This is a genomic window from Streptomyces fradiae ATCC 10745 = DSM 40063 (assembly GCF_008704425.1).
GTDB lineage: Bacteria > Actinomycetota > Actinomycetes > Streptomycetales > Streptomycetaceae > Streptomyces > Streptomyces fradiae.
This window is the reverse complement of record NZ_CP023696.1, coordinates 3,709,835-3,728,600: the sequence shown is the minus strand read 5'-3', so window position 1 is coordinate 3,728,600 and position 18,766 is coordinate 3,709,835. Positions and strand designations below refer to the sequence as shown.

Below are 18,766 nucleotides of genomic sequence, written 5' to 3'. Positions count from 1 at the left end.
AGCCGGGCCCGCCGGCCCGAGGTCACGAAATCCGTGGCAGGACTTCCGCCGCGGAAAGGGAGCCGATAAATGAAGTGCAAGAAGGCCCTCGTGGCCGTCGCCGGTGTGTTCCTGGCCGTGGGTGCGGCCGCTCCGGCGATGGCCGACGCCGGCGCCAACGGTGCGGCTGTGGGTTCTCCGGGCGTCCTGTCCGGCAACGTCGTCCAGGTGCCGGTCCACATCCCGGTGAACGTGTGCGGCAACAGCATCAACGTCATCGGTCTGCTGAACCCGGCGTTCGGCAACGTCTGCATCAACGACTGACGCAGCGGTACACCGGCCGGCGTGACGCCGGTCGCGGAGGCGCCTCCGCGACCGGCTTTCCCGTGTCCGGCCCTCGCCGCCCCGCGGGGCGGCGGCCCCGCGGGAGGAGGGCGGCGGGGCGTCAGCCCCTCGCGCGTGCCCCCGCGCCCGTGCCGCGGCCAGACCGGCCCGTCACGCCGGTCACGGCCGCGTCCGGGGCGGTGCGGGCGCGCGCCCCCGGCACCGTCGCCCCGCGCCGCGCCGCCCCCAGCCGCCGCTCCACGCCCCGTACGAGCCGCTCGGCGGTGTAGGCGGCGCCGTACACGAAGCGCATCGCCGGGCCGTACGAGGGGGCCGTCAGGAGCCCCGCCACGAACAGGCCGGGGTGGGACGACTCGAAGGAGCCGCTCACCTCCGGGGCGCCGCTCCCGCCGACCGTGCGCAGCGCGGCGCGCACCTCCTCGGGGAGCACGTCCACCCGGTCGAGGCGGGGCACGAAGCCGGTCGCCGCGATGACGTGGTCGGTGACCACCTCCGCCGTCGGGGCGCCGGTGCCCTCGCCGTCGGCGAGGAACAGCCGTACCCGCTCCCCGCGCCGCCCGGCGGGCGAGGCCGCCACGACGGCGCGGCCGAGCCGCACGTCGGCGACGGCCTCGAAGCGGCGCCGCAGCCACCATGCGCCGGCCGGGCCGAGGGCCGTGCCGAACAGCTGCTCGCGGGTGGCGTCGGGCAGGCGCCGGAACACCCCGGGCGTGCGCGCGTAGAGCAGGTTCCGCCAGCCGCAGCCCAGACCCGTGTGCGGGGCGCGCAGGGCCTCCAGGGCGCTCCGGCGCAGCGGCGGCGGGACGGTGTTCCACACCAGGCGTCGGGTACGGGCCACCACGCGCGCGCGGGCGCCGAACTCGGTGAGGAGCACCGCCGTCTCCAGCGCCGCCTGGCCGCCGCCCAGGACGGTCACGTCGCGGCCCGCGAAGGCGGTCAGGTCGGTGTGGCCGCTGCTGTGGCAGGCCAGGTGCGGCACGAGCGGGCGCAGCGCGGCCGGTACGTCGGCGAACGGCGCGACGCCCAGCGCCAGCGCCACCGTCCTGGCTCCGGTCTCCTCGCCGTCCTCGGTCGTGACGGTGAACCCGCCCTCGGGGCGGGGGCGGACGCGCACGACGGTGCGCGGGTCCACGGCGGGCACGGCGTTCCGGGCGAACCACTCGCCGTACGCGGTGAAGAACCCGACCGGCAGCGGCACCCCGTGCTCGGCCCGCATCCCGCGCGTGGCGGCGTACGCGGCGAGGCGGTACGCGCCGGCCGGATCCGACAGGTCGGAGGCCCACGGCTCGGACTTCAGCAGCATGCCGGCCGGCATGTCGCGCCAGGAGCGCATCAGCTGTCCGTGGACGCGCACGGACAGGCCGCGCGCCGCCGCGTGGGCGGCCACGGACAGGCCGTAGGGGCCGGCGCCCACGATCACCAGATCGTCGTCGTGCATCGGTGCACCGCTTTCGTCATCGTCGGGGGGAAGGGGCGGAGGGACTCGCCGGGGCGGAGGGACTCACGGGGGCAGAGGGGCTCGCGGGGACGGAGGGACTCACGGGGGCAGAGGGGCCGCTGGAGCCGGCGGGGTCTGCGGGGGCTGCCGGGGCGGACGGGTCTGCGGGGCTCGCAAGGGGCGGGCACCGTGGGGCGGAGGGGCCCGCCGTACGGGCCGGCGGCTGGACGGGGATGGGGGCGGCGGCATCCGCCCCGACCCGTCCCGCCCGCCCGGCCCGGCGCGGGACCGCCCAGGCGCGGCGGGCCAGATGGGCCGCCCAGGCGCCCGCCATGGCGAGCGCGGGCGCCGGGTCGTCCGCCGCGTACCAGGCCGTCTCCAGGCCGCCTGACGCCCCGTGAGGGCCCGTACGGCGCCGGGGCGAGGCCAGCACGGAGAGCGCGGCGTAGTTCTCGACGGCGAACCGGCGTCCGTACGACCGGACGAGGTCCGGGACCGGCCGGCCCGTCAGGTCGAGGTGCAGGGCGCGCACCACGTCGAGGCCCCAGGGGTCGGAGAACAGCCGGAACTGGGCGCCGGGCCGGGGGTTGAAGTCCAGCAGGTGGTACGTGCCGGTCTCCGGGTCGCGGCGGAAGTCCAGGTCGGCGACGCCCCGGTAGCCCAGCGCGGCGAGCAGGTCGCGGGCCAGGCGCTCGACGGCCGGGTTCGGCGCCCAGGCGCCCACGGCGGTCAGTCCCGCGCCGTCGGGCCAGGAGCGGACCTTCCGCCCGGTCGCGGCCACCCCGCACGCCCCGGCGCGGTCGCAGTACGCGTGGAAGAACCAGTCGCCGTCCCGGCTGGCCGGCAGGTACCGCTGGAGCAGCAGCGGGCTGCCGGCCTGCGCCACGCGCGCGTGGAGGTCCCGTACCTGGCGCGTGGAGCGGGCCAGGACGGTGCTGCGCAGCCCCGCGCCCGGCGGCAGCAGCCAGGGACGGCTCCACTTGGCGACCACGGGCAGCCCCAGGGAGGCGGCCATGGCGGCGGCCTCGTCGGCGTCGGCGGGCACCAGGGTGCGCGGGTGCGGGACGCCCAGGCGGCGGCAGGTCGCGGCGAGCCCGGCCTTGTCGGCGACGCGCGCGGCGAGCCCCGGCGGCTGGTCGGGCAGGAGGAAGCGGCCGGTGGGGCCGTCCGGTTCCCGGCGCAGCTCGTCCAGGGCGAGGGCGGTGGCGTCGTCCAGGGGCAGCAGGACGGCGGGCGCGCCGCCGAGGGCTCCGCAGACCCGGGCGAGCGCGTGGCGGACGCCGGCGAGGCCGTCGCCGGCCGGACGGGGGTGGCACTCCCGCACGTACCGCGACCGCGTCACCGGCTCGCCGGGAGCCCCCGCCACGACGTGGACGGGCACGCCGGCGCGGCCGAGGGACCGGGCGGCGCCGAGCGTGCCGTGGTGGAACGGGTTCCGGTCCAGGCGCAGCAGCACGGCGGCGACCCGGGTGTCGAAGAGCGGCACGGCATGTCCTCGTCTCGATGCCCCGATTGGGCGGTGAAGTGCACTGATGGGCTAGGCGCGGGCCGGAGCGGGTTCGCCGCCGGCATTCACGCAATACGTTCGGACCGGACGACCCTTTGACGGGCTCTCGAACGGATTTCTACGGCTTGGCGGCCGGCGGAGGAGTGGCGATGGACTTCCGGAGCGGAAAGACGAGAGCCTGGCTGGGCGTGTGCACGGCCGGTCTGCTCATCTCTGGTTCCGTGCTCACGGCCCAGGCGGCGCGGGCCCACGAATTCCGGTCCGCCCCCGATCCCGTGGCGACCGGGGAGACGGCGCTCGGCGCCTATCTGCACTACGGCACGGACGGCGTCCGGCGCATGGAGGAACTCACGCGGTGGCTGGGCGGCACCGAACTGCGGGTGGGCCACACCTACCTGCCGGGCGACCGGTGGTCGAACATCGCGGGGCAGGTCGGCTTCCTGGAGGACTGGGCGCGGTGGCGGCGGGAGAGGGCCGACCGGATGTTCGTGCTGAACGTGCCGATGCTGGAGCTCAACGAGAGCCGGCTGCCGGACTTCCTGGTCCGGCGGATGCTGCGGGCGGGCGCCGACGGGCGCTTCGACCAGCACTTCCGGGCGCTCGCCGAGCGGCTGGTGGGGCTGGGCGTGCCGGACACGGTCATCGTCCTCGGCTGGGAGATGAACGGCTCGACGTACAGCCACCGGTGCGGGCCGGACCCGCGGGCGTGGAAGGAGTACTGGAAACGCATCGTCACCACCATGCGTGAGGTGCCCGGCCAGGATTTCCGGTTCGACTTCGCGCCCAATCGGGGCCGGGACGCCATTCCGTGGACCGAGTGCTATCCGGGCGACGACGTCGTGGACATCGTGGGAATGGATTCCTACGACCAGCCGCCGGGCCGGACATTCGACGAGCAGGCGAACGAACCGTACGGACTGCGCGACCACGTGGAATTCGCCGCCGCCCGCGGAAAGCCTATCTCCTATCCCGAGTGGGGCCTGTTCCGAAACGGCGACAATCCCGAGTACATGCGGCGGATGCTCGCGTGGATGAAGGAGCACAAACCGCTGTACCACTCGATCAGCGACTACTGCCCGCACGGCGTGTGGCAGTGCGGGACGAACCCGAAGGCGTCGGAGGTGTTCCGTTCCGCGCTCTTTGGGCTGGTCCCGCCCTCCTCCGGCCCGGTGTCCGCGCTGGACCCGGCGCCCGCCTCCGGCCCGGCGCCGGACCCGGTCGGCCCCGACGCCCCGCCGGGCCCCGAGGCGCCGGCGGACCCCGGCGCGCCGCCGGGCCCCGGCGCGCCGACGGATCCCGGCGCCCCGGCCGGTCCGGCGCCCACCGCGGTGCCGCCGGGCACCGTGCCCGCCGAGCCGCCCGGCGCGTCCGCGCCCCGGGGCGACGCGCCGGCGGTCCCGGGCGGCGCGCCCGTCCCGGCGGCCCCGCCCGCCGAAGCGGCCGCGCCGCCGGCGGTGTAGCCGGTACCGCCCGAGGCGCCGCGGGCGGTACCGGCTCGCCGCCGTCGGCCGGCCGGGAGCTGTGCCGCCCCGGACCCGGGCCCCCTGCCGCCGGGACCCCCGGACCCCGGATCAGGTGATGGCCCGGCGCGGGGCTGTGCGTCCGCCGGGTGCCCTCCCGGAGCCGGCCCCGCGCTTGCCCGGGCCGTCCCCGGTGGACGCCTCGTAGCCGGCACCGCGCGCTCCGGTACCGGCCCGCAAGCGCCCTTCAGGGCCCGCCCAGCCGCGCAGCCGCCGCACCCACGCGCGGCCCCGCAGCCGGTCCGCCGCCCAGCACCGCCCGGCCGCGTGCGCGGCCCGCAGCCACAGCAGGGGGGCGGTACGGCGGCCGGCCAGCAGCAGACGCTGGTTGCGGGCGGCGGACGGACGCCAGTGCTGCTTGTACGGCTCGTCGCCGCGCAGCAGGCTGAGCGTCCCGCACCCCGCGTCCGCCGCCAGCCGTACGCCGTTGCGCAGCAGCAGCGCGGCGACGTCCACCTTCAGGGACCTCAGCAGCGGGTCGGCGCCGTACAGGTAGCCACCGGACAGCCGGGGCGACAGCAGCGTCAGGTCGGCGGCCACCACCTCACCGCCGATCAGGAACTCCGTCACGCGCGCGTGCCCGGTCTCCGCCATCGCCCGCACGGCCCGGCCCAGATGCGCGGCGAACCGCTCGGTGAGGTGCTCCGCCGTCACGCCACGCCCCGCCCACTGGCGGCGGTGCAGGTCGAGCAGGCGGCGCAGCGCTCGGGGCACCTCGTCGGCGGGGACGGGCCGCGCCTCGACGCCCTCCCGGTCGATCCTGCGCAGCTTCGCCCGCGCCCGCTGCGCCCGCGCGGACGGCAGCCGGCCCACCAGCTCCTCGACGGGCACGGGCGGCAGCTCCAGGCACAGGGAGTCCGCCAGGCGCGTACGGGGCCCCGTCCAGAACGCGAGCAGCCGTTCGGCCACGGCTCCGGGCCGGACCTCGCGCAGGTCGAGCACCGTGCTCCGGGCGAGCCGGGCGAGCGCGTCCGCCAGGACGGGCACCGCCTCGGGACGGTCGTCGTCGGCGAGCACGTCGCCGTAGTCGGTGAGGGCGCCGCCCAGGAACTCCACGGTGGGCACGCGCGCGCGGGTGCGCCACAGGGGGGCGGCGGCCACCAGGCGACCGTCGGCGGCGTCCCGGACGAGGACGAGCCGCAGCCGGCCGGGGGCCCCGTACGACAGCCACCAGGAGTGCAGCCAGGCGTGCGTCTGGAAGGGGGTGGCGGCGGAGCTGCGCCCGAACAGGTCGTCCCACTCGGCGGCGAGGGCGGCGAAGTGCCGCTCGTCCCGGCAGACGGAGGCGGTCAGGAGCCGCCCGGTCCGCCGCGGGCCGGCCGCCGGGGCGCGGGTGCCGAGCGCGCTCATACGGCCCCCGCCTGCGACGCGTCGCCGACAGCGGGCCCCGGCACGGCCGCCCCGCGCTCGCGGGTGCCGGGTGCCCCCTTCGCCGCCTTGCGGGAGCGGGAGGCCCCCTTGGCCGCCTTGCCGGTGCCTGCGGCCCCTTCCGCGGCTTCACCGGTGCCGGAGGACGGCTCCGGCGCCCCACCGGCGTCCGCCGCCTTCTCCGGCGCCGCCCTGCCGGTGCCGGGGGCCGGTTCCGTCCCCGCCCCGGCGCGCTCGGTCGGCTCCCCCGCCTCGTGGTCGCCCGCGACCGGTTCATCGGCCCTGTGGTCGCCCGCGACCGGCTCCCCCGCCCCGCCGCGTGCGACCGCCCCACCGTGCGCAACCGAACCACCAGGGCCGGCCGCCCCGCCAGGGCCGGCCGTCGTGGCAGGGCCGGCCGTCGTGCCGGGGACAGCCGATGCGCCGGGGACAGCCGTCGTGCCGCCCTCCGCGCCCTCCGGGCCCTCCGCGCCCTCGCCCGCCGCACCCTCCGCGCCCTCGCCCACCGCGTCCCGGCGCGGGCGGACCAGCAGCGCCAGGCCGCCCAGCAGCCCTCCCCCGGCGGCGCCCACCAGCGCCGCCAGCGGCGCCGACGGCGAGGCGGGGCTCGTCGGGGTCGTCGCGCGCGAGAACTGGACGACCTTCACATGGGTGCTGGCCTCCGCGTGGGTGCCCTTCTGCACCAGGGCCCGCGCCACCCCGTCGGCCATCGCGGCGGCGGTCGCGGGCTTCCCGGAGCGGGCCGTGATCGAGATCATCGGCGCGTCGGGGGAGGTGGCGGCCGCCACGCCCGCCCTGAGCACAGCCGGGGACACCCGCGCCCAGACGGCGGCGTCCCCGGCCAGGGCGACATCCGTGGCGACCCGCCCGTAGGCCTGGGCCAGGCCCATCGCCCCGGCCGGGTCGGAGCCCTCCTCGGGGACGACCACCACATAGCTGGTGGCCGCGTACTCGGCGGGGGCCAGCAGGCCGTATGCGCCGCCGGCGAGGGCGCCGGCCAGCGCCGCCACCGGGACGGTCCAGGCGCGGCCCGGGCGCGGCAGCCCGGCGCCTCGGCGGATGAGCCTCGCGGCAGGCCGCCGTTCGGGGAGGGTTCGGGGGGTCATCGGTCACTCGCTTCTCGGTAGAGGGTCCGGTAGAGGGTGGTGAGCTGCCGCGCGCTGCGCGCGACGTCGTAGCGGTGCACAGCCGGGGGCGCGGGCCGGTGCCGGGGGTGTTCCGCGTGGGCGGCGCGGGCCGCCCGTACCGCCGCGGCCACGTCGGCGACGGTGCCGCCGATCCGCCGGGCCCCGGGCGCCTCGTGCGGCGGCAGGTCGTCCAGCGCCGGGCAGGCCGCGTACCGGACGGGCAGCCCGGCGGCCAGGGCCTCCACGACGGCGAGCCCGAACGCCTCGTCGGCGGACGGCGATACGAAGAGGTCCATCGCGGACAGCAGCGCCGGCAGCTCCCGCGTCACGGCGCCCGCCCACACGACCCGCCCGTCCACGCCTTCGGCGGCGGCCAGCCGTTCCAGGCGCCGCCGTTCGGGGCCCTCGCCGACGAGGAGCAGCCGCACGTCGGCGGGGAGCTCGGCGAGGGCGCCCACCAGCGCGTCGAACCGCTTGCCGGGCACCAGCCGGCCGACGCCGCCCACCACGTACGCGCCGGCGGGGATGCCGAGCCGCCTCCGGGCGACCCGGCGGGCCTCCTGGTCGTGGGCGAGGCGCGCCGCGTCGACCCCGTTCGGGACGACGCTGATGCGGTGCGGGCGGACGCCCCAGTCCGCCAGACGCCGGGCGACCGTGTCGGAGACGGCGACGGTGGCGCTGCCGAGGCGCTCGGTCCCCAGGTACAGGGCGCGGGCGCCGGCGCTCAGCGGGCGGCCCTCGATCTGCGCGGCGCCCAGGGAGTGCTCGGTCGCGACGATGTGCCGGACCCCCGCGAGGCGGGCGGCGACCCTGCCGTACACGCAGGCCCGGTACAGGTGCGTGTGGACGATGTCGTACCGGCCGCGCCGGATGTGCCGGACGAGGCGGGGCAGGGCGGCCAGGTCGCGGTTGCCGCGCATGCCGAGGTGGGTGACGGGCACACCGTCGGCGCGCAGGGCGTCCGCGACGGGGCCGGGGTTGGTGAGGGTGACCACGGAGCTGCGGACCGGGAGGTGGCGCAGCAGGAGCCGCAGCTGCTGCTCGGCGCCGCCGATGCCCAGGCCGGTGATGACGTGCAGGACCCTCATGACGCCCGCGTCCCCGTGCGGGGACCCGCGTACGTGCCCGTGTCCGTCTCCGCGGCTGCGGCTGAGTCCGCGGCTGCGGCTGGGTCCGCGACTGCGGCAGGCAGGCCGGCGGGGGTGCGGCGGCGCAGGGCGTGCAGACGGCGCTTGGCGTGCAGCCGCAGCGCCGTGTCCCGCTGGCCGACGTGGACGCGCGGCAGGGCGTGTACGCCGCTCAGCCGTCCGGGGTCGATGGCGCAGGCGTACGCGTACCCGGCGTCCCGCGCCGCCGCCGCCACGCGCGCGTCGACGTGCCCGTACGGGTAGCAGAAGCCGGCCGGCGGCTCGCCGGTCAGGGCGTGCAGCAGGTCGCGGCTGCCGCGCAGCTCGTCCTGGAGGGTCGTGTCGTCGGCGGGCGGCAGGGAGACGTGGCGCAGACCGTGCGAGGCGACCTCCATGCCGGCCTCGGCGCAGCTGCGGAGCCCCTCCGCGGTGAGGAGCGGCTTGCGGGGGCCCAGCGGATCCCAGGCGTTGTCGCCGCCCAGCCGGCCGGGCAGGGCGAACACCGTGGCCGTGCAGCCGTGGCGGCGCAGCAGCGGGACGGCGTGCCGGAGGAAGTCGGCGTACCCGTCGTCGAAGGTGAGCCCGACCAGCCCGTGGGCCGCGCCACGCGCGTGGGCGGCGAGGAGGTCGCGCACGGCGACGCCGCGCAACCCCCGCGCGCGCAACCAGCGCAGCTGGGCGTCGAGCCGGCCGGGCGTGACGGTGACGCGGTACGGGTCATCCCTGTCGGTGTCGACGGAGTGGTACATCGCGATCCAGGGGGGCGGCGGGGTGCGTCGGAGCATGGCGGTGCTTTCGCGGGAGGGGGCGGCGCGCGGCGGTCAGCGCCACGCGCGTGAGGTGGGGGACGAGCGGCGCCCGCAGGACGTGGGCGGCGGTGACGAAGACGGCGAGGACGGCGGCGGCGGCGAGTGCGGTGCCGAGCAGCGGGTGGGCGGCCCACGGGGCGCACAGCCGTCCGGCGGCGGTCGCCAGGGCGGCGGCCGCCGCGAGCCGGGCGAGGCCGCCCGCGACGGCGGGGGCCGAGAGCGGGACCCGGCGCCGGCCCGTCCCGGCGAGCAGCAGGGCGGCGGTCAGGGTGATGCCCGCGGCGTTGGCGAGCGCGATGCCCGCGGTGCCCCAGCGGTCCGCCCACAGGGCGCCCAGCGCGGCGTTCACGGCCACGCCGAGGGCCATCGCGGCGGCGGGGAACCACAGCGGGCGGGACTCGGAGAAGTAGCAGCGGCCGAGCGCGCTGACCATGGCGTGGCCGAGGAGGCCGAGGGCGTAGACGCGCATGACGGACGCCGTGGCGGCGGTGTCGGCGGCGTCGAACGCGCCGCGCTGGAAGAGGAGCCCGACGATCTGCGGGGCGGCGGCGGCGACGGTCGCGGCGCCGACGAGGACGACGACACCCGCGAGCAGCAGGTCGCGTTCCGCGCGGCGCCGTGCGGCCTCCCGGTCGCCGGCGGCCAGCGCCCGCGCGATGACCGGGAAGCTGACGGTGCACAGCATGAGCGACAGCACCATCGGCAGCTGGGCCACCTTCTGCGCGTAGTTGAGGTGGGAGATCGCGCCCGCGGGCAGCGGCGCCGCGAGGAAGCGCTCGACGAGGACCTGCGACTGCCTGCCGACGGCGAAGAGGACGACCGGTGCGACGAGCGCCGTCACGAGCCCGGCCGACCCGGCCCCGCCGCCCCCCGAGCCCGCCGGGGGCGCGGGCGCGTCCCCGCCCTCCGCGGCCCGCCCCCCGGCGGCCGGTACCGCCACGTCCCCACCGGCCGCACCCCGCCCCGCGCGGAGACCCGCGGCCGGGCCCCGATCCCCCGCGCCCCCACCGGCTGTCGCCGGCTCCGTCGGCCCCCGATCGGCTGCGGTCCGTCGCGCCGCGGCCGGGCCTCCGCCGCGCCCTCCCGCGCCGCGCTCCGCCGCGGTGCCGGGCGAGCGCCGCCGCAGCCGCCGTACGAGGTCGGGCGCCTGGATCAGGACCATGAGCGCCCCGCCGGCCGCGACCCCGGCCGCCGCCGCCCGTACGCCCCCCGCGGGGCCGAACAGGACGACCGCCGTGATGATGCCGGTGTTGTACGCGACGTAGATCGCGGCGGGCGCCAGGTACCGCCCGTGCGCCCGCAGCGCGGCGCTGAAGTAGCCGGCCAGCGCGAAGGACAGGACGCACGTGGCGGTCAGCCGGGTGCAGTCGACGGCGAGCCGCTGCTCGGGGAGCCCCGGCGCGAGCAGCGGTACGAGCAGGGGCGCGGCGGCGGCGACGAGCGCGGCCACCGCGGCGGTGACCGCCGCCGTGCGGGGCAGCGTGGTCCTCACGAGGTCCCGCACCGGGTCGTGCCCGCCCGCGCCCGCGTCGGCCCGCGCCGCCAGGGCGCGGCTGAAGGCGGGGACGAGGACGAGCGCCATGGCGTCCTCGATGAGCAGCGTGGAGGCGAACTCGGGCACCGTCCAGGCGACGAGGAACGCGTCCGTGTCCGGGCCCGCCCCGAAGGTGTGGGCCAGCAACTGGTCGCGGAGCAGGCCCAGCAGGGCGCCGACCGCGGTGAACGCGCCCGTCAGCAGCGCGGCGCGCGCGAGGAACCGGTTGGACGGCGCCCACGCGCCGCCGGCCGGCCGCGGCCTCTCCACCGGTGCGGCGGCCCCCCGGCTCACGGGCGGCCTCCCGGCGGCACGGCTCCCGGCACGGTGCCAGGCCCGCCCCGAAACCCGCACCGGACCCCGGCACCACTCCGAAGCCCGGCCCCGCTCCGGACCCCGCACCCGCTCCTCCGGGCCCCGGCCCCGACCCCGGGCCCGCCCCCGGCAGCCCCGGCCCCCTCCCCGGACGCCGACCGGCTCCGGCCCCCGGCTGCGGTCCCGGCCTCGGCGTCGCGGGGTGCGAGCGCCCACCAGGCGGAGACGCCCAGCACGACGGCCGTCAGGACGGTGGACGGACCGCCGATGTCGGCGTACAGGAAGTCCACCAGCTGCCACCCCAGCAGTCCGAGCGCGACCAGCGCGCAGTCCGCCTCCCGGCCGGTGCGCAGGGCGGCCGGGAGGCGGCGGCAGCCGCACAGCAGCAGCGCCAGCCAGCCGCCCCCGAGCGCCAGCAGGCCCAGCAGTCCCTGCTCGCCCAGGACCAGCAGGTACATGTTGTGCGGCGACAGCAGCGGCTGCCGCCGGAACCCCATGCCCGCCCCGGCCGTGTCGCTCCCCGACGACAGGGCGAGCGACGCGTGGCTGTCGCGGTGGGCGGGGAAGCCCTTCAGGCCGACGCCGGTGAGGGGCCGGTCGCGCCACATCCCGGCGGCGGCCGCCCACATCGCGTACCGGTCGGTGACGGACCGGTCCGGCGCGGCGGCGACCCGGGTGATGCTGGCGACCCGCTCCTGCACCATGGCGGAGCCCACTCCGAGCCCGCCGACGAGGACGACGGCGAGGGCGCCCGCCGCCAGGGCCGCGCGGAGGGCGCGGCGCGGCCCCGTCGCCACCAGCTGCGCCGCGCAGGCCAGCAGGGTGGCGATCCACGCGCCCCGGCTGAAGGACAGCACGAGCGGGACGGCGAGGAGCGCCGCGCAGCCGAGGGCGGCGAACCGCGCCCGGCTGCGGGCGGGCGCGCCGAGCGCGAGACCGACGGCCGCGACGATCCCGTACGCGACGACGGTCGCCATGCCCATCACGTCGGTCGGGCCGAACGTGCCGACCGCGCGGACGTCCTCGCCCCGGTACGAGGCGCCCGTCCCGGTGGCGTACTGGACGACGCCGACGCCGCCCTGGACGAGCGCGAGGCCGATCAGCGCCCAGGCGACGGCGACGAGGTCGCGGCGGTCGCGCAGGGTCAGCACGACGGCGGCCGGGACCAGGACGAACACCTGGAGGTGGCGGACGAGTCCGGGCAGGGCCGCGGCCGGGTCGTGGGCGGTGACGGCGGCGGCGCACAGCCCGACGACCGGCAGGCCGACGACGACCGCCGCCAGCCGCGTGAGGGGCCGCACGCGCGCGCGGGCGACGCGTACGAGGCACCAGAGGACCAGCAGTCCTGACGCGGCGTCGGCCAGGGTGCCGCCCCCGGCGTCCGGCCCCCGGCCGGGCGGCACGAGGAGGAGTGCCACGACGGCGAGGAGCGGCAGGAGGTGGGCGTGGCGGCCCGCGGCGGCCCGGGCGGCGGGAAGGCGGAGCCCGTACGCGAAGGCCCCGCAGGACGCCCGGGGCACGGGCGGCGGGGGAGGCACGGGGGACCCGGGGGACCCGGCGCGCGCGCCACCCGCGGCGCCGCCGCCGCGCGAGGCGGGGCCCCGCGCGGCGGCGGGGGCACACACGGCCCGCGAGGCGGTGGGAACGGCCGCGGCCGAGGCGGCGGGAGCGGCCGCGGTCGAGGCGGGGGGAAGGGCGGAGGCGGCCATCAGCTGCCCGCGGGGCGGAACAGGGCGGCGGCGGTGCGCAGCAGGATCCGCACGTCCTGCCGGAGCGACCAGTGGTCGATGTAGTGGTTGTCGAAGCGGCAGCGGTCCTCGATGGAGGTGTCCCCGCGCAGTCCGTGCACCTGCGCGAGGCCCGTCAGCCCGGCGGGCATCCGGTGCCGTGCGGCGTAGTCGGGGTGGAGCCGGCTGAAGCGCTCGACGAAGTAGGGGCGCTCCGGACGGGGCCCGACGAGGCTCATGTCGCCGCGCAGCACGTTCCACAGCTGCGGCAGCTCGTCCAGGGAGGTGCGGCGCAGGAACGCGCCGACGGCGCCCAGCCGTTCGTCGTGGGCGACGCTCCAGCGCGTCGCGGCCTCCCGTTCGTCCGCGGGGCGCAGGGTGCGGAACTTCAGGAGGGTGAAGAGGCGCCCGCCCTCGCCGACGCGCTCCTGCCGGAACAGGACGCCCGGCCCGTCGGCCAGGCGCACGGCGGCGGCGCACAGCAGCAGCACGGGCGCGGCGGCCACCAGCAACAGCACGGCGCCGACGACGTCCAGGGCCCGCTTGGCCGCCCGTCCCCCACCGGCTTCGGGCGCCGGCTCCAGCAGGCGGAACGAGTACCCCCACAGGTGCCGCCCCATCGGCGCGGGACGGCCCTCCACGCGCGCGGGGCCGCCCACCAGCCAGGTGGCGCAGCCGTGCCGCCGCAGCAGGGCGACGTGGTCGGGCCGGGGCGCGCCGTCCGCGCCCGAGACGAACAGGGCGTCCCGCACGCCGTTCTGGATGACGGCCCGCCCCACGTCCTCCGGGGAGCTGAGCACCGGCAGCGCGGGCACCGCCGGCGCCTGTCCGGCGGGCGGCGGGATGTCCGGCTCGTCCGCGGGGGTGACCAGGCCGACCGGACGCACGCCGTACTCGGGGTGCTGGTGCAGCAGTGCGGCGAGCCGCTGCGCGGCGGGCGCGGCCCCCACGACGAGCGCCGCGCCGGGCTGGTCGCGCGCGGTGCGGCGGCGCCGCAGGTGGACGGCGCCCCGCAGGGCCAGCGCCGACGCGAGGTGCAGCGTGTACGCGGCGGCGAGCGCGCCGGGCGCCAGCGCCAGGTCCGGCGACCGGGCCGCCAGCAGCGCGGCGGCGGCGCACCACAGGAACGCCAGCCGCGCGGCGACCGCGGGGACCTCGTCCGCCAACGTGGCGTGGGCCGCGGCGCGTACGGAGCCGAGCGCGGAGGGGCGGTACAGGCCCGCGCGCGCGTGGAGGGCGACGACGGCCACGGTGAGCTGGAGCAGCAGTGCCGCGGACCGCTGTCCGGGGGTGAGGGCGGTCGCCGCGGGCAGGACGGCGGCGCAGTCGGCGGCGACGAGGGCGGCGGCGAACGGGCCCTCCGCCGCGGGCCGGAGGCGCCGCGGGGCGGAGCGGGCGAGGCGGCGCCGCGGGACGGGGGCGGGCGGCCGGATGGCGCGGGTGGCGCGAGTGGCCGCCGTGCTGGTGCTTTCCGTGGTCACTGGGCGATCGGCTCCCTGAGCGGGCGGTGGCGCGGGAGGGCGGCCACCTCGCGGTACACGTCGGCGAGGGCGGCGCCCGCGCGCTGTACGTCGAAGCGGGCGTGGACGTGCTGGTGCGCCTGGCGGGCGAGGGACTGCCGGAGGATCGGCCGCAGCAGGAGGCGGACCAGCGCCCCGGCCAGCGCCCCGGCGTCGCCGGGCGGTACGAGGCAGTGCGCGGCGTGTCCGGGCGGCAGGCTCTCGCGGGCGCCGTCCACGTCGGTGAGGAGCACCGGCCGGCCGGACGCCATGGCCTCCAGCGGGGCGAGTGCCATGCCCTCCCAGCGGGACGGCAGGACGGCGAGGTCGGCGGCCCGGTACCAGGGCAGCGGGTCGGCGACGCTCCCGGCGAAGACCACGGACGGGTGGGCGCCCGGCCGCAGCCCGGCCGCGTCCGGCCCGTCGCCGACGAGCACGAGCCGGGCGCCCGGCACGCGCGCGTGGACGGTGTTCCAGGCGCTCAGCAGCAGGTCCTGGCCCTTCTGGCGGCACAGCCGGCCGACGCACACGACGACGGGCGCGCCCGGTGGCGTGCCCGGCAGCAGCGCGGCGCGGGCGGCTGCGCGCGCGGGGGCGGCCGGGAAGGGGCCGAACCTGCCGGTGTCCACACCGTTGTGGACCACCGTCCAGGAGGCCCGCACCCCGGCCAGCTCGCCGCGGCGGCGCTCCGCCTCGCTGACGCAGACGACCCGGTCGGTCCAGCGGGCGGCCCACCGCTCCCAGCGGCGGGCCAGGGCGGCGGTCGCCCCCTCGACGGCCTCGAACGACCAGGCGTGCGGCTGGTACACGGTCGGGACGGCGCCGCGCAGGGCGAGGCGTGCGGCGAGTCCCGCCTTGGCGCTGTGCGCGTGGACGAGGTGGGGCCGTACGAGCGCGACGAGTTCGGTGACGGCACGGCTCTCGGCGAGGACGTCGGGGCCGGGTTCGCGGCGGGCGGGCCAGGGGAGCACCTCGGCGCCCCGCGCCCGTGCGGCGTCGGCGAGCGGGGTGCCGGGCGGGCAGGCCACCGCGACCCGCATGCCCCGCGCCACATGGGCGCCGACCACATCGGTGACCACCCGGGCCACGCCGCCGTCCCCCGGCTGGACGACGTGCAGTGCGGTGAGGGGAGGACGCACGCGTGCCCCTTTCTGACGAAGCGGTGCGGGGTGGCGGTGGCGCGGGCGGGGCGCCGCTCAGCGGCGTGCGTCGGCCTCGACGAACAGCGCGCCGAGCCACAGGTAGTCGCGGGCCGCGCCGATGCGTACGGCGGTGTCGCTCGCGCCGTGCACCAGGGCCGGGGAGAGGTCGACGAAGTCGGAGTCGTAGCCCAGGGTGTTGTGGTGGGCCGGTTCGCGGCGGATACGGGCCGCGCCGCCGTCCGCGACGGTGGAGTCGAAGACGTCGCCGCCCTTCGCCGTGCCGGCCAGCGCGACCGCGCGGCCGGGGTGCGCCTCGAAGGCGAGGGTGTCCCCGTCGATGCCCCGGTCCCCGTCGTACGTGACGAGGCCGAGCCGTCCCGCGCCCCCGACCGGCACCCGCATCGTGCCGAGCGGCCAGCGGACCGAGCGGCGTCCCTCGGCGAGCGTCTCGAAGCCGTCCCACACGGAGAGGTGGCGCAGCGGCGACCCAGGTCGCGCGTACGCCGCGACGAGCGTCCACCCGCCCCAGGCGCCGACGGCGGTCCGCCCCATGGCGACGTTGACCTGTGCGACGGTGTAGAGGCCCGGTCCGCTGCCCGCGACGAGCCGGGTGACGTCGGCGGTGGCCTGGAAGGCGTCGGCGCCGTTCGCGGTGCGGTGGCCGATGACGGAGTCGGCGAGCACCTCCTTGTAGGCGCCGCCCGGTTCGGCGATGAGGACGCGGCCGTTGTCCTTGGGCGGCTTCTGCTCGCCGACGCGGAGGTTGCCGCCCCAGTAGAGCCGGGCGTAGGTGACCTTGGCGCCCTTGGGGAGGACCAGCTCGGCACGGCTGGAGTTGAACGTGTTCGGGTCGTCGTCGACGTCCGTGTAGAACATGTCGTACTGGTGGTTGGCCGCGGCCGGCTTCCCGCTCCGGGCGGAGGAGCAGCGCGGGGCGGCGGCGCTGTCGCGCGGCGAGGAGGCCGCACGGCAGGTGACCGCCGAGTTGGCGGCACGGGCCAGCCCGCCCTGCTGGACGACGTGGTAGCGCTCGGTGAACGCGATGCGCGGCCGTTCCTGCGCGCGGGGCGCGGCGGAGGCGGGGAGCACGGCCGACAGGGCGGCGAAGGAGAGGGCGCAGACCAGCCCGCGCCGCACGGCTGGAACCACTGGAATCCGCATAGGGGTTCTCCGCTGTGAGGAGTAAGGAAACGGCTCCCACCAAACCGGGGTAAACCGGCACAACAGCACGCACGTTATAACCAGATAAGTCAAATGCGAAGCATGACGGACATCCGTCGCGCATGGCAGTGGCACGTGGCGCGGCACACGGAGGCGGCCGGCGCCGGTGGCACGTGCCGGTGGGTCGCGGGCGAGGCGGTCCCACCAGCGCTCGCCACGAGGGCAGTTGGCGTCACGACGCCAGACGGTTCACCCGTTCGGTGGCGCAACCCGCGCACGGCTCACGCGTTCTTGATGCAGTCGGCCTCGTCGGCCGCCATGCCCCACCTGACACCTAGGAGTGCTCCACCATGTCCCGAATCGCGAAGGCTGCCGTACTGACCTCCGCCGTCGCCGCTTCCGTGGCCGGCGCCGCCGGCGTCGCGAACGCCGACGCCGGTGCGCACGGCGCGGCCGTGGGCTCCCCGGGCGTCCTCTCCGGCAACGTCCTCCAGGTCCCGGTCCACATCCCGGTCAACCTGTGCGGCAACACCATCGACATCATCGGCCTGCTGAACCCGGCCTTCGGCAACGTCTGCATCAACGACTGACGCGCCACCCGGTTCCCCCACACGACGGCGCCGTCCCGGCCTCCAGCCGGGGCGGCGCCGTCGTGTGCCCGCACACCGGGCGCCGCCGCGTGCCCGCACACGCCCGAGGAAGCCGCCCGCCCCCGGACCCGAGGCACGGACCATCAGGCTTACAGCCACCGCATCAGCACATCAACGGACCGACGAGCCAACGGATCAACGGATCAACGGATCACTCGATCGACTGACCGGCGGATGCAACGACAGTCCGCTGACCGGACCATGGCGCCCCGTCCGTGTGCGTCGGTGGGATTTCGGCCGGGACGGGGTTTCCGGGGCGGGCCCGGCTCGTTACAGAGGGCAGACGCACGTCCCGGCGACCGGCGACCGCCCGCCCACGCGTGCGTCGCTCCGCACACCGCCCTTTCCAGGAAGGACTCCCCCGATGAAGCCCACGAAGGTTGCCGCGGTCCTCGCCGGCTCTGTGATGGCGATGGGCGTGGCGGCACCGGCCTTCGCCGCCAACCCCCTCACCCCCTCCAGCCTGAACGGAGCGGTCGACACCCTGGGCCAGCGGGGTCTGCCCGAGGCGGTCCCCGCCGACCGCGTCGGCGAGCTCACCGACAACAAGCTGGTCGGCAAGGTCGCGGGCACCGGCCTCGGTGCCACCCAGAAGGCCGCGCCGCTGCTGGGCGGCCTGCCGCTCGGCGGCTGACCCGCGCGCGTGGAGCGGGGCGGGACCGGTGGTGCCGGTCCCGCCCCGCAGCTGTACGGCAGCCCCGTACCCCCACCCCGCAGCCGTACCCCGCCCCGCAGTCGCACCCCGCCGCCATGCGGGGTGAAGGCGGAGTGCAGAAGGCCCTCCGACCGGCACCCGCGCACCGGCCGCTCGTTACACCCGTCGGCTTGTCGCATGGTCACCGCCCGTGGCGCCCCGTCAGGCGCCGGCACCGCCCGTGGCGCCCCGTCAGGCGCCGGCACCTCCAGTGCCGTCGCCCCGGGTGCCGCGGGCTCCGCCCTGCCCGTTCCGCCCCTCTCCGCGGCCCGACGCCGCCCGCCTCCGGTCCCCGCACCCGCGCGCGTGCGAGGCGTGGGGCGCGTTGGGCCCTTGGTGTGAGTGGGGTGTTTGTGCCGTTACCGACCGTGAGATACAGCGTTGTAGCCGAGTGACGACCGCTGGTCCGCGGTCACGCTTCCACGTACAAGGAGAACCTCTATGTCTCGCATCGCGAAGGCCGCCGTCGTCATCGTCGGCACGGGCGCCGCGGCCCTGAGCGGAGCCGGCATGGCCGTCGCCGACGCGGGGGCCGGCGCGGTCGCCGCCAACTCCCCCGGTGTCCTCTCCGGCAACATCCTGCAGATCCCGGTCAACGTCCCGGTCAACCTGTGCGGCAACACGATCGACGTCGTCGGCGTGCTGAACCCGGCCTTCGGCAACACCTGCGCGAACGTCGGCAAGGACCACAAGGAGCACAAGGACGGCAAGGGCCACGAGGACGGCAAGGGCCACCACGGCGAGCACGGCTACGGCAGCTGAGCCCCGTCCGGCACCCGCGGCGGCCCCCCGGTTCCTCGACCGGGGGGCCGCCGTCCTGTCCG

Annotated in this window: 16 protein-coding genes; 5 read left to right on the top strand and 11 right to left on the bottom strand. The window is 77.9% G+C overall.

The window, feature by feature from the left end; genetic code table 11:
• The first annotated feature begins 69 nt into the window (after positions 1-69).
• Positions 70-303 carry a chaplin gene (locus CP974_RS16630; RefSeq protein ID WP_031132078.1) on the top strand — a complete coding sequence of 78 codons (234 nt, stop codon included), beginning with the start codon at positions 70-72 and terminating at the stop codon, positions 301-303.
• 121 nt (positions 304-424) lie between these two features.
• On the opposite strand, the gene CP974_RS16625 is transcribed toward CP974_RS16630, so the two are convergent.
• Positions 425-1,762: an FAD-dependent oxidoreductase gene (locus CP974_RS16625; RefSeq protein WP_031132076.1), complete on the bottom strand. Its 1,338-nt coding sequence runs from the start codon at positions 1,760-1,762 to the stop codon at positions 425-427.
• A 16-nt stretch (positions 1,763-1,778) separates the two neighbouring features.
• Positions 1,779-3,248, bottom strand: a complete 1,470-nt coding sequence (locus tag CP974_RS16620) for a carboxylate--amine ligase (RefSeq protein ID WP_031132074.1) — start codon at positions 3,246-3,248, stop codon at positions 1,779-1,781.
• Positions 3,249-3,418: 170 nt separating this feature from the next.
• Between CP974_RS16620 and CP974_RS16615 the strand changes: the two genes are divergently transcribed.
• Positions 3,419-4,729, top strand: a complete 1,311-nt coding sequence (locus CP974_RS16615; RefSeq protein WP_107426967.1) for a glycoside hydrolase family 26 protein — start codon at positions 3,419-3,421, stop codon at positions 4,727-4,729.
• A 111-nt stretch (positions 4,730-4,840) separates the two neighbouring features.
• Here CP974_RS16615 and CP974_RS16610 read toward each other — a convergent pair whose 3' ends face one another.
• From CP974_RS16610 to CP974_RS16570, 9 genes are all read right to left on the bottom strand, one after another.
• Complete coding sequence (locus tag CP974_RS16610) at positions 4,841-6,139, bottom strand: GNAT family N-acetyltransferase (protein ID WP_078915889.1); 1,299 nt, start codon at positions 6,137-6,139, stop codon at positions 4,841-4,843.
• On the bottom strand, positions 6,136-7,263 hold the full coding sequence (locus tag CP974_RS30860) for a YveK family protein (protein WP_140160902.1): 1,128 nt from the start codon (positions 7,261-7,263) through the stop codon (positions 6,136-6,138). Before CP974_RS30860 ends, CP974_RS16610 begins: the two co-directional genes overlap by 4 nt.
• The gene (locus tag CP974_RS16600; RefSeq protein ID WP_031136215.1) at positions 7,260-8,372 is read right to left on the bottom strand and encodes a glycosyltransferase; all 1,113 of its coding nucleotides are present in this window, start codon (positions 8,370-8,372) and stop codon (positions 7,260-7,262) included. The genes CP974_RS30860 and CP974_RS16600 overlap by 4 nt, the downstream gene beginning before the upstream one ends.
• Positions 8,369-9,196, bottom strand: a complete 828-nt coding sequence (locus CP974_RS16595) for a polysaccharide deacetylase family protein (RefSeq protein ID WP_078915888.1) — start codon at positions 9,194-9,196, stop codon at positions 8,369-8,371. Before CP974_RS16595 ends, CP974_RS16600 begins: the two co-directional genes overlap by 4 nt.
• Positions 9,129-11,024 carry a lipid II flippase MurJ gene (locus CP974_RS16590; protein ID WP_223844378.1) on the bottom strand — a complete coding sequence of 632 codons (1,896 nt, stop codon included), beginning with the start codon at positions 11,022-11,024 and terminating at the stop codon, positions 9,129-9,131. The genes CP974_RS16595 and CP974_RS16590 overlap by 68 nt, the downstream gene beginning before the upstream one ends.
• Positions 11,025-11,044: 20 nt before the next feature.
• Positions 11,045-12,589, bottom strand: coding sequence for an O-antigen ligase family protein (locus tag CP974_RS16585; protein ID WP_373276714.1), 1,545 nt, complete (start codon positions 12,587-12,589; stop codon positions 11,045-11,047).
• A gap of 188 nt (positions 12,590-12,777) precedes the next feature.
• Positions 12,778-14,277 carry a sugar transferase gene (locus tag CP974_RS16580; RefSeq protein ID WP_031128120.1) on the bottom strand — a complete coding sequence of 500 codons (1,500 nt, stop codon included), beginning with the start codon at positions 14,275-14,277 and terminating at the stop codon, positions 12,778-12,780.
• Complete coding sequence (locus tag CP974_RS16575; protein ID WP_037936242.1) at positions 14,274-15,434, bottom strand: glycosyltransferase; 1,161 nt, start codon at positions 15,432-15,434, stop codon at positions 14,274-14,276. Before CP974_RS16575 ends, CP974_RS16580 begins: the two co-directional genes overlap by 4 nt.
• A gap of 57 nt (positions 15,435-15,491) precedes the next feature.
• Positions 15,492-16,598, bottom strand: coding sequence for a hypothetical protein (locus CP974_RS16570; protein ID WP_031128122.1), 1,107 nt, complete (start codon positions 16,596-16,598; stop codon positions 15,492-15,494).
• Positions 16,599-16,948: 350 nt separating this feature from the next.
• Between CP974_RS16570 and CP974_RS16565 the strand changes: the two genes are divergently transcribed.
• From CP974_RS16565 to CP974_RS16555, 3 genes are all read left to right on the top strand, one after another.
• On the top strand, positions 16,949-17,188 hold the full coding sequence (locus CP974_RS16565; protein WP_031128123.1) for a chaplin: 240 nt from the start codon (positions 16,949-16,951) through the stop codon (positions 17,186-17,188).
• Positions 17,189-17,612: 424 nt separating this feature from the next.
• Complete coding sequence (locus CP974_RS16560) at positions 17,613-17,882, top strand: hypothetical protein (protein WP_031128124.1); 270 nt, start codon at positions 17,613-17,615, stop codon at positions 17,880-17,882.
• A 501-nt stretch (positions 17,883-18,383) separates the two neighbouring features.
• Positions 18,384-18,704, top strand: a complete 321-nt coding sequence (locus CP974_RS16555; RefSeq protein ID WP_031128125.1) for a chaplin — start codon at positions 18,384-18,386, stop codon at positions 18,702-18,704.
• The last annotated feature ends 62 nt before the right edge of the window (positions 18,705-18,766 follow it).

Bases quoted from the DNA above. Each gene is read 5' to 3' on its own strand.
- CP974_RS16630 (WP_031132078.1), top strand. From the start codon at position 70: ATGAAGTGCAAGAAGGCCCTCGTGGCCGTCGCCGGTGTGTTCCTGGCC.
- CP974_RS16625 (WP_031132076.1), bottom strand. From the start codon at position 1,762: ATGCACGACGACGATCTGGTGATCGTGGGCGCCGGCCCCTACGGCCTG.
- CP974_RS16615 (WP_107426967.1), top strand. From the start codon at position 3,419: ATGGACTTCCGGAGCGGAAAGACGAGAGCCTGGCTGGGCGTGTGCACG.
- CP974_RS16610 (WP_078915889.1), bottom strand. From the start codon at position 6,139: ATGAGCGCGCTCGGCACCCGCGCCCCGGCGGCCGGCCCGCGGCGGACC.
- CP974_RS30860 (WP_140160902.1), bottom strand. From the start codon at position 7,263: ATGACCCCCCGAACCCTCCCCGAACGGCGGCCTGCCGCGAGGCTCATC.
- CP974_RS16600 (WP_031136215.1), bottom strand. From the start codon at position 8,372: ATGAGGGTCCTGCACGTCATCACCGGCCTGGGCATCGGCGGCGCCGAG.
- CP974_RS16595 (WP_078915888.1), bottom strand. From the start codon at position 9,196: ATGCTCCGACGCACCCCGCCGCCCCCCTGGATCGCGATGTACCACTCC.
- CP974_RS16570 (WP_031128122.1), bottom strand. From the start codon at position 16,598: ATGCGGATTCCAGTGGTTCCAGCCGTGCGGCGCGGGCTGGTCTGCGCC.
- CP974_RS16565 (WP_031128123.1), top strand. From the start codon at position 16,949: ATGTCCCGAATCGCGAAGGCTGCCGTACTGACCTCCGCCGTCGCCGCT.
- CP974_RS16560 (WP_031128124.1), top strand. From the start codon at position 17,613: ATGAAGCCCACGAAGGTTGCCGCGGTCCTCGCCGGCTCTGTGATGGCG.
- CP974_RS16555 (WP_031128125.1), top strand. From the start codon at position 18,384: ATGTCTCGCATCGCGAAGGCCGCCGTCGTCATCGTCGGCACGGGCGCC.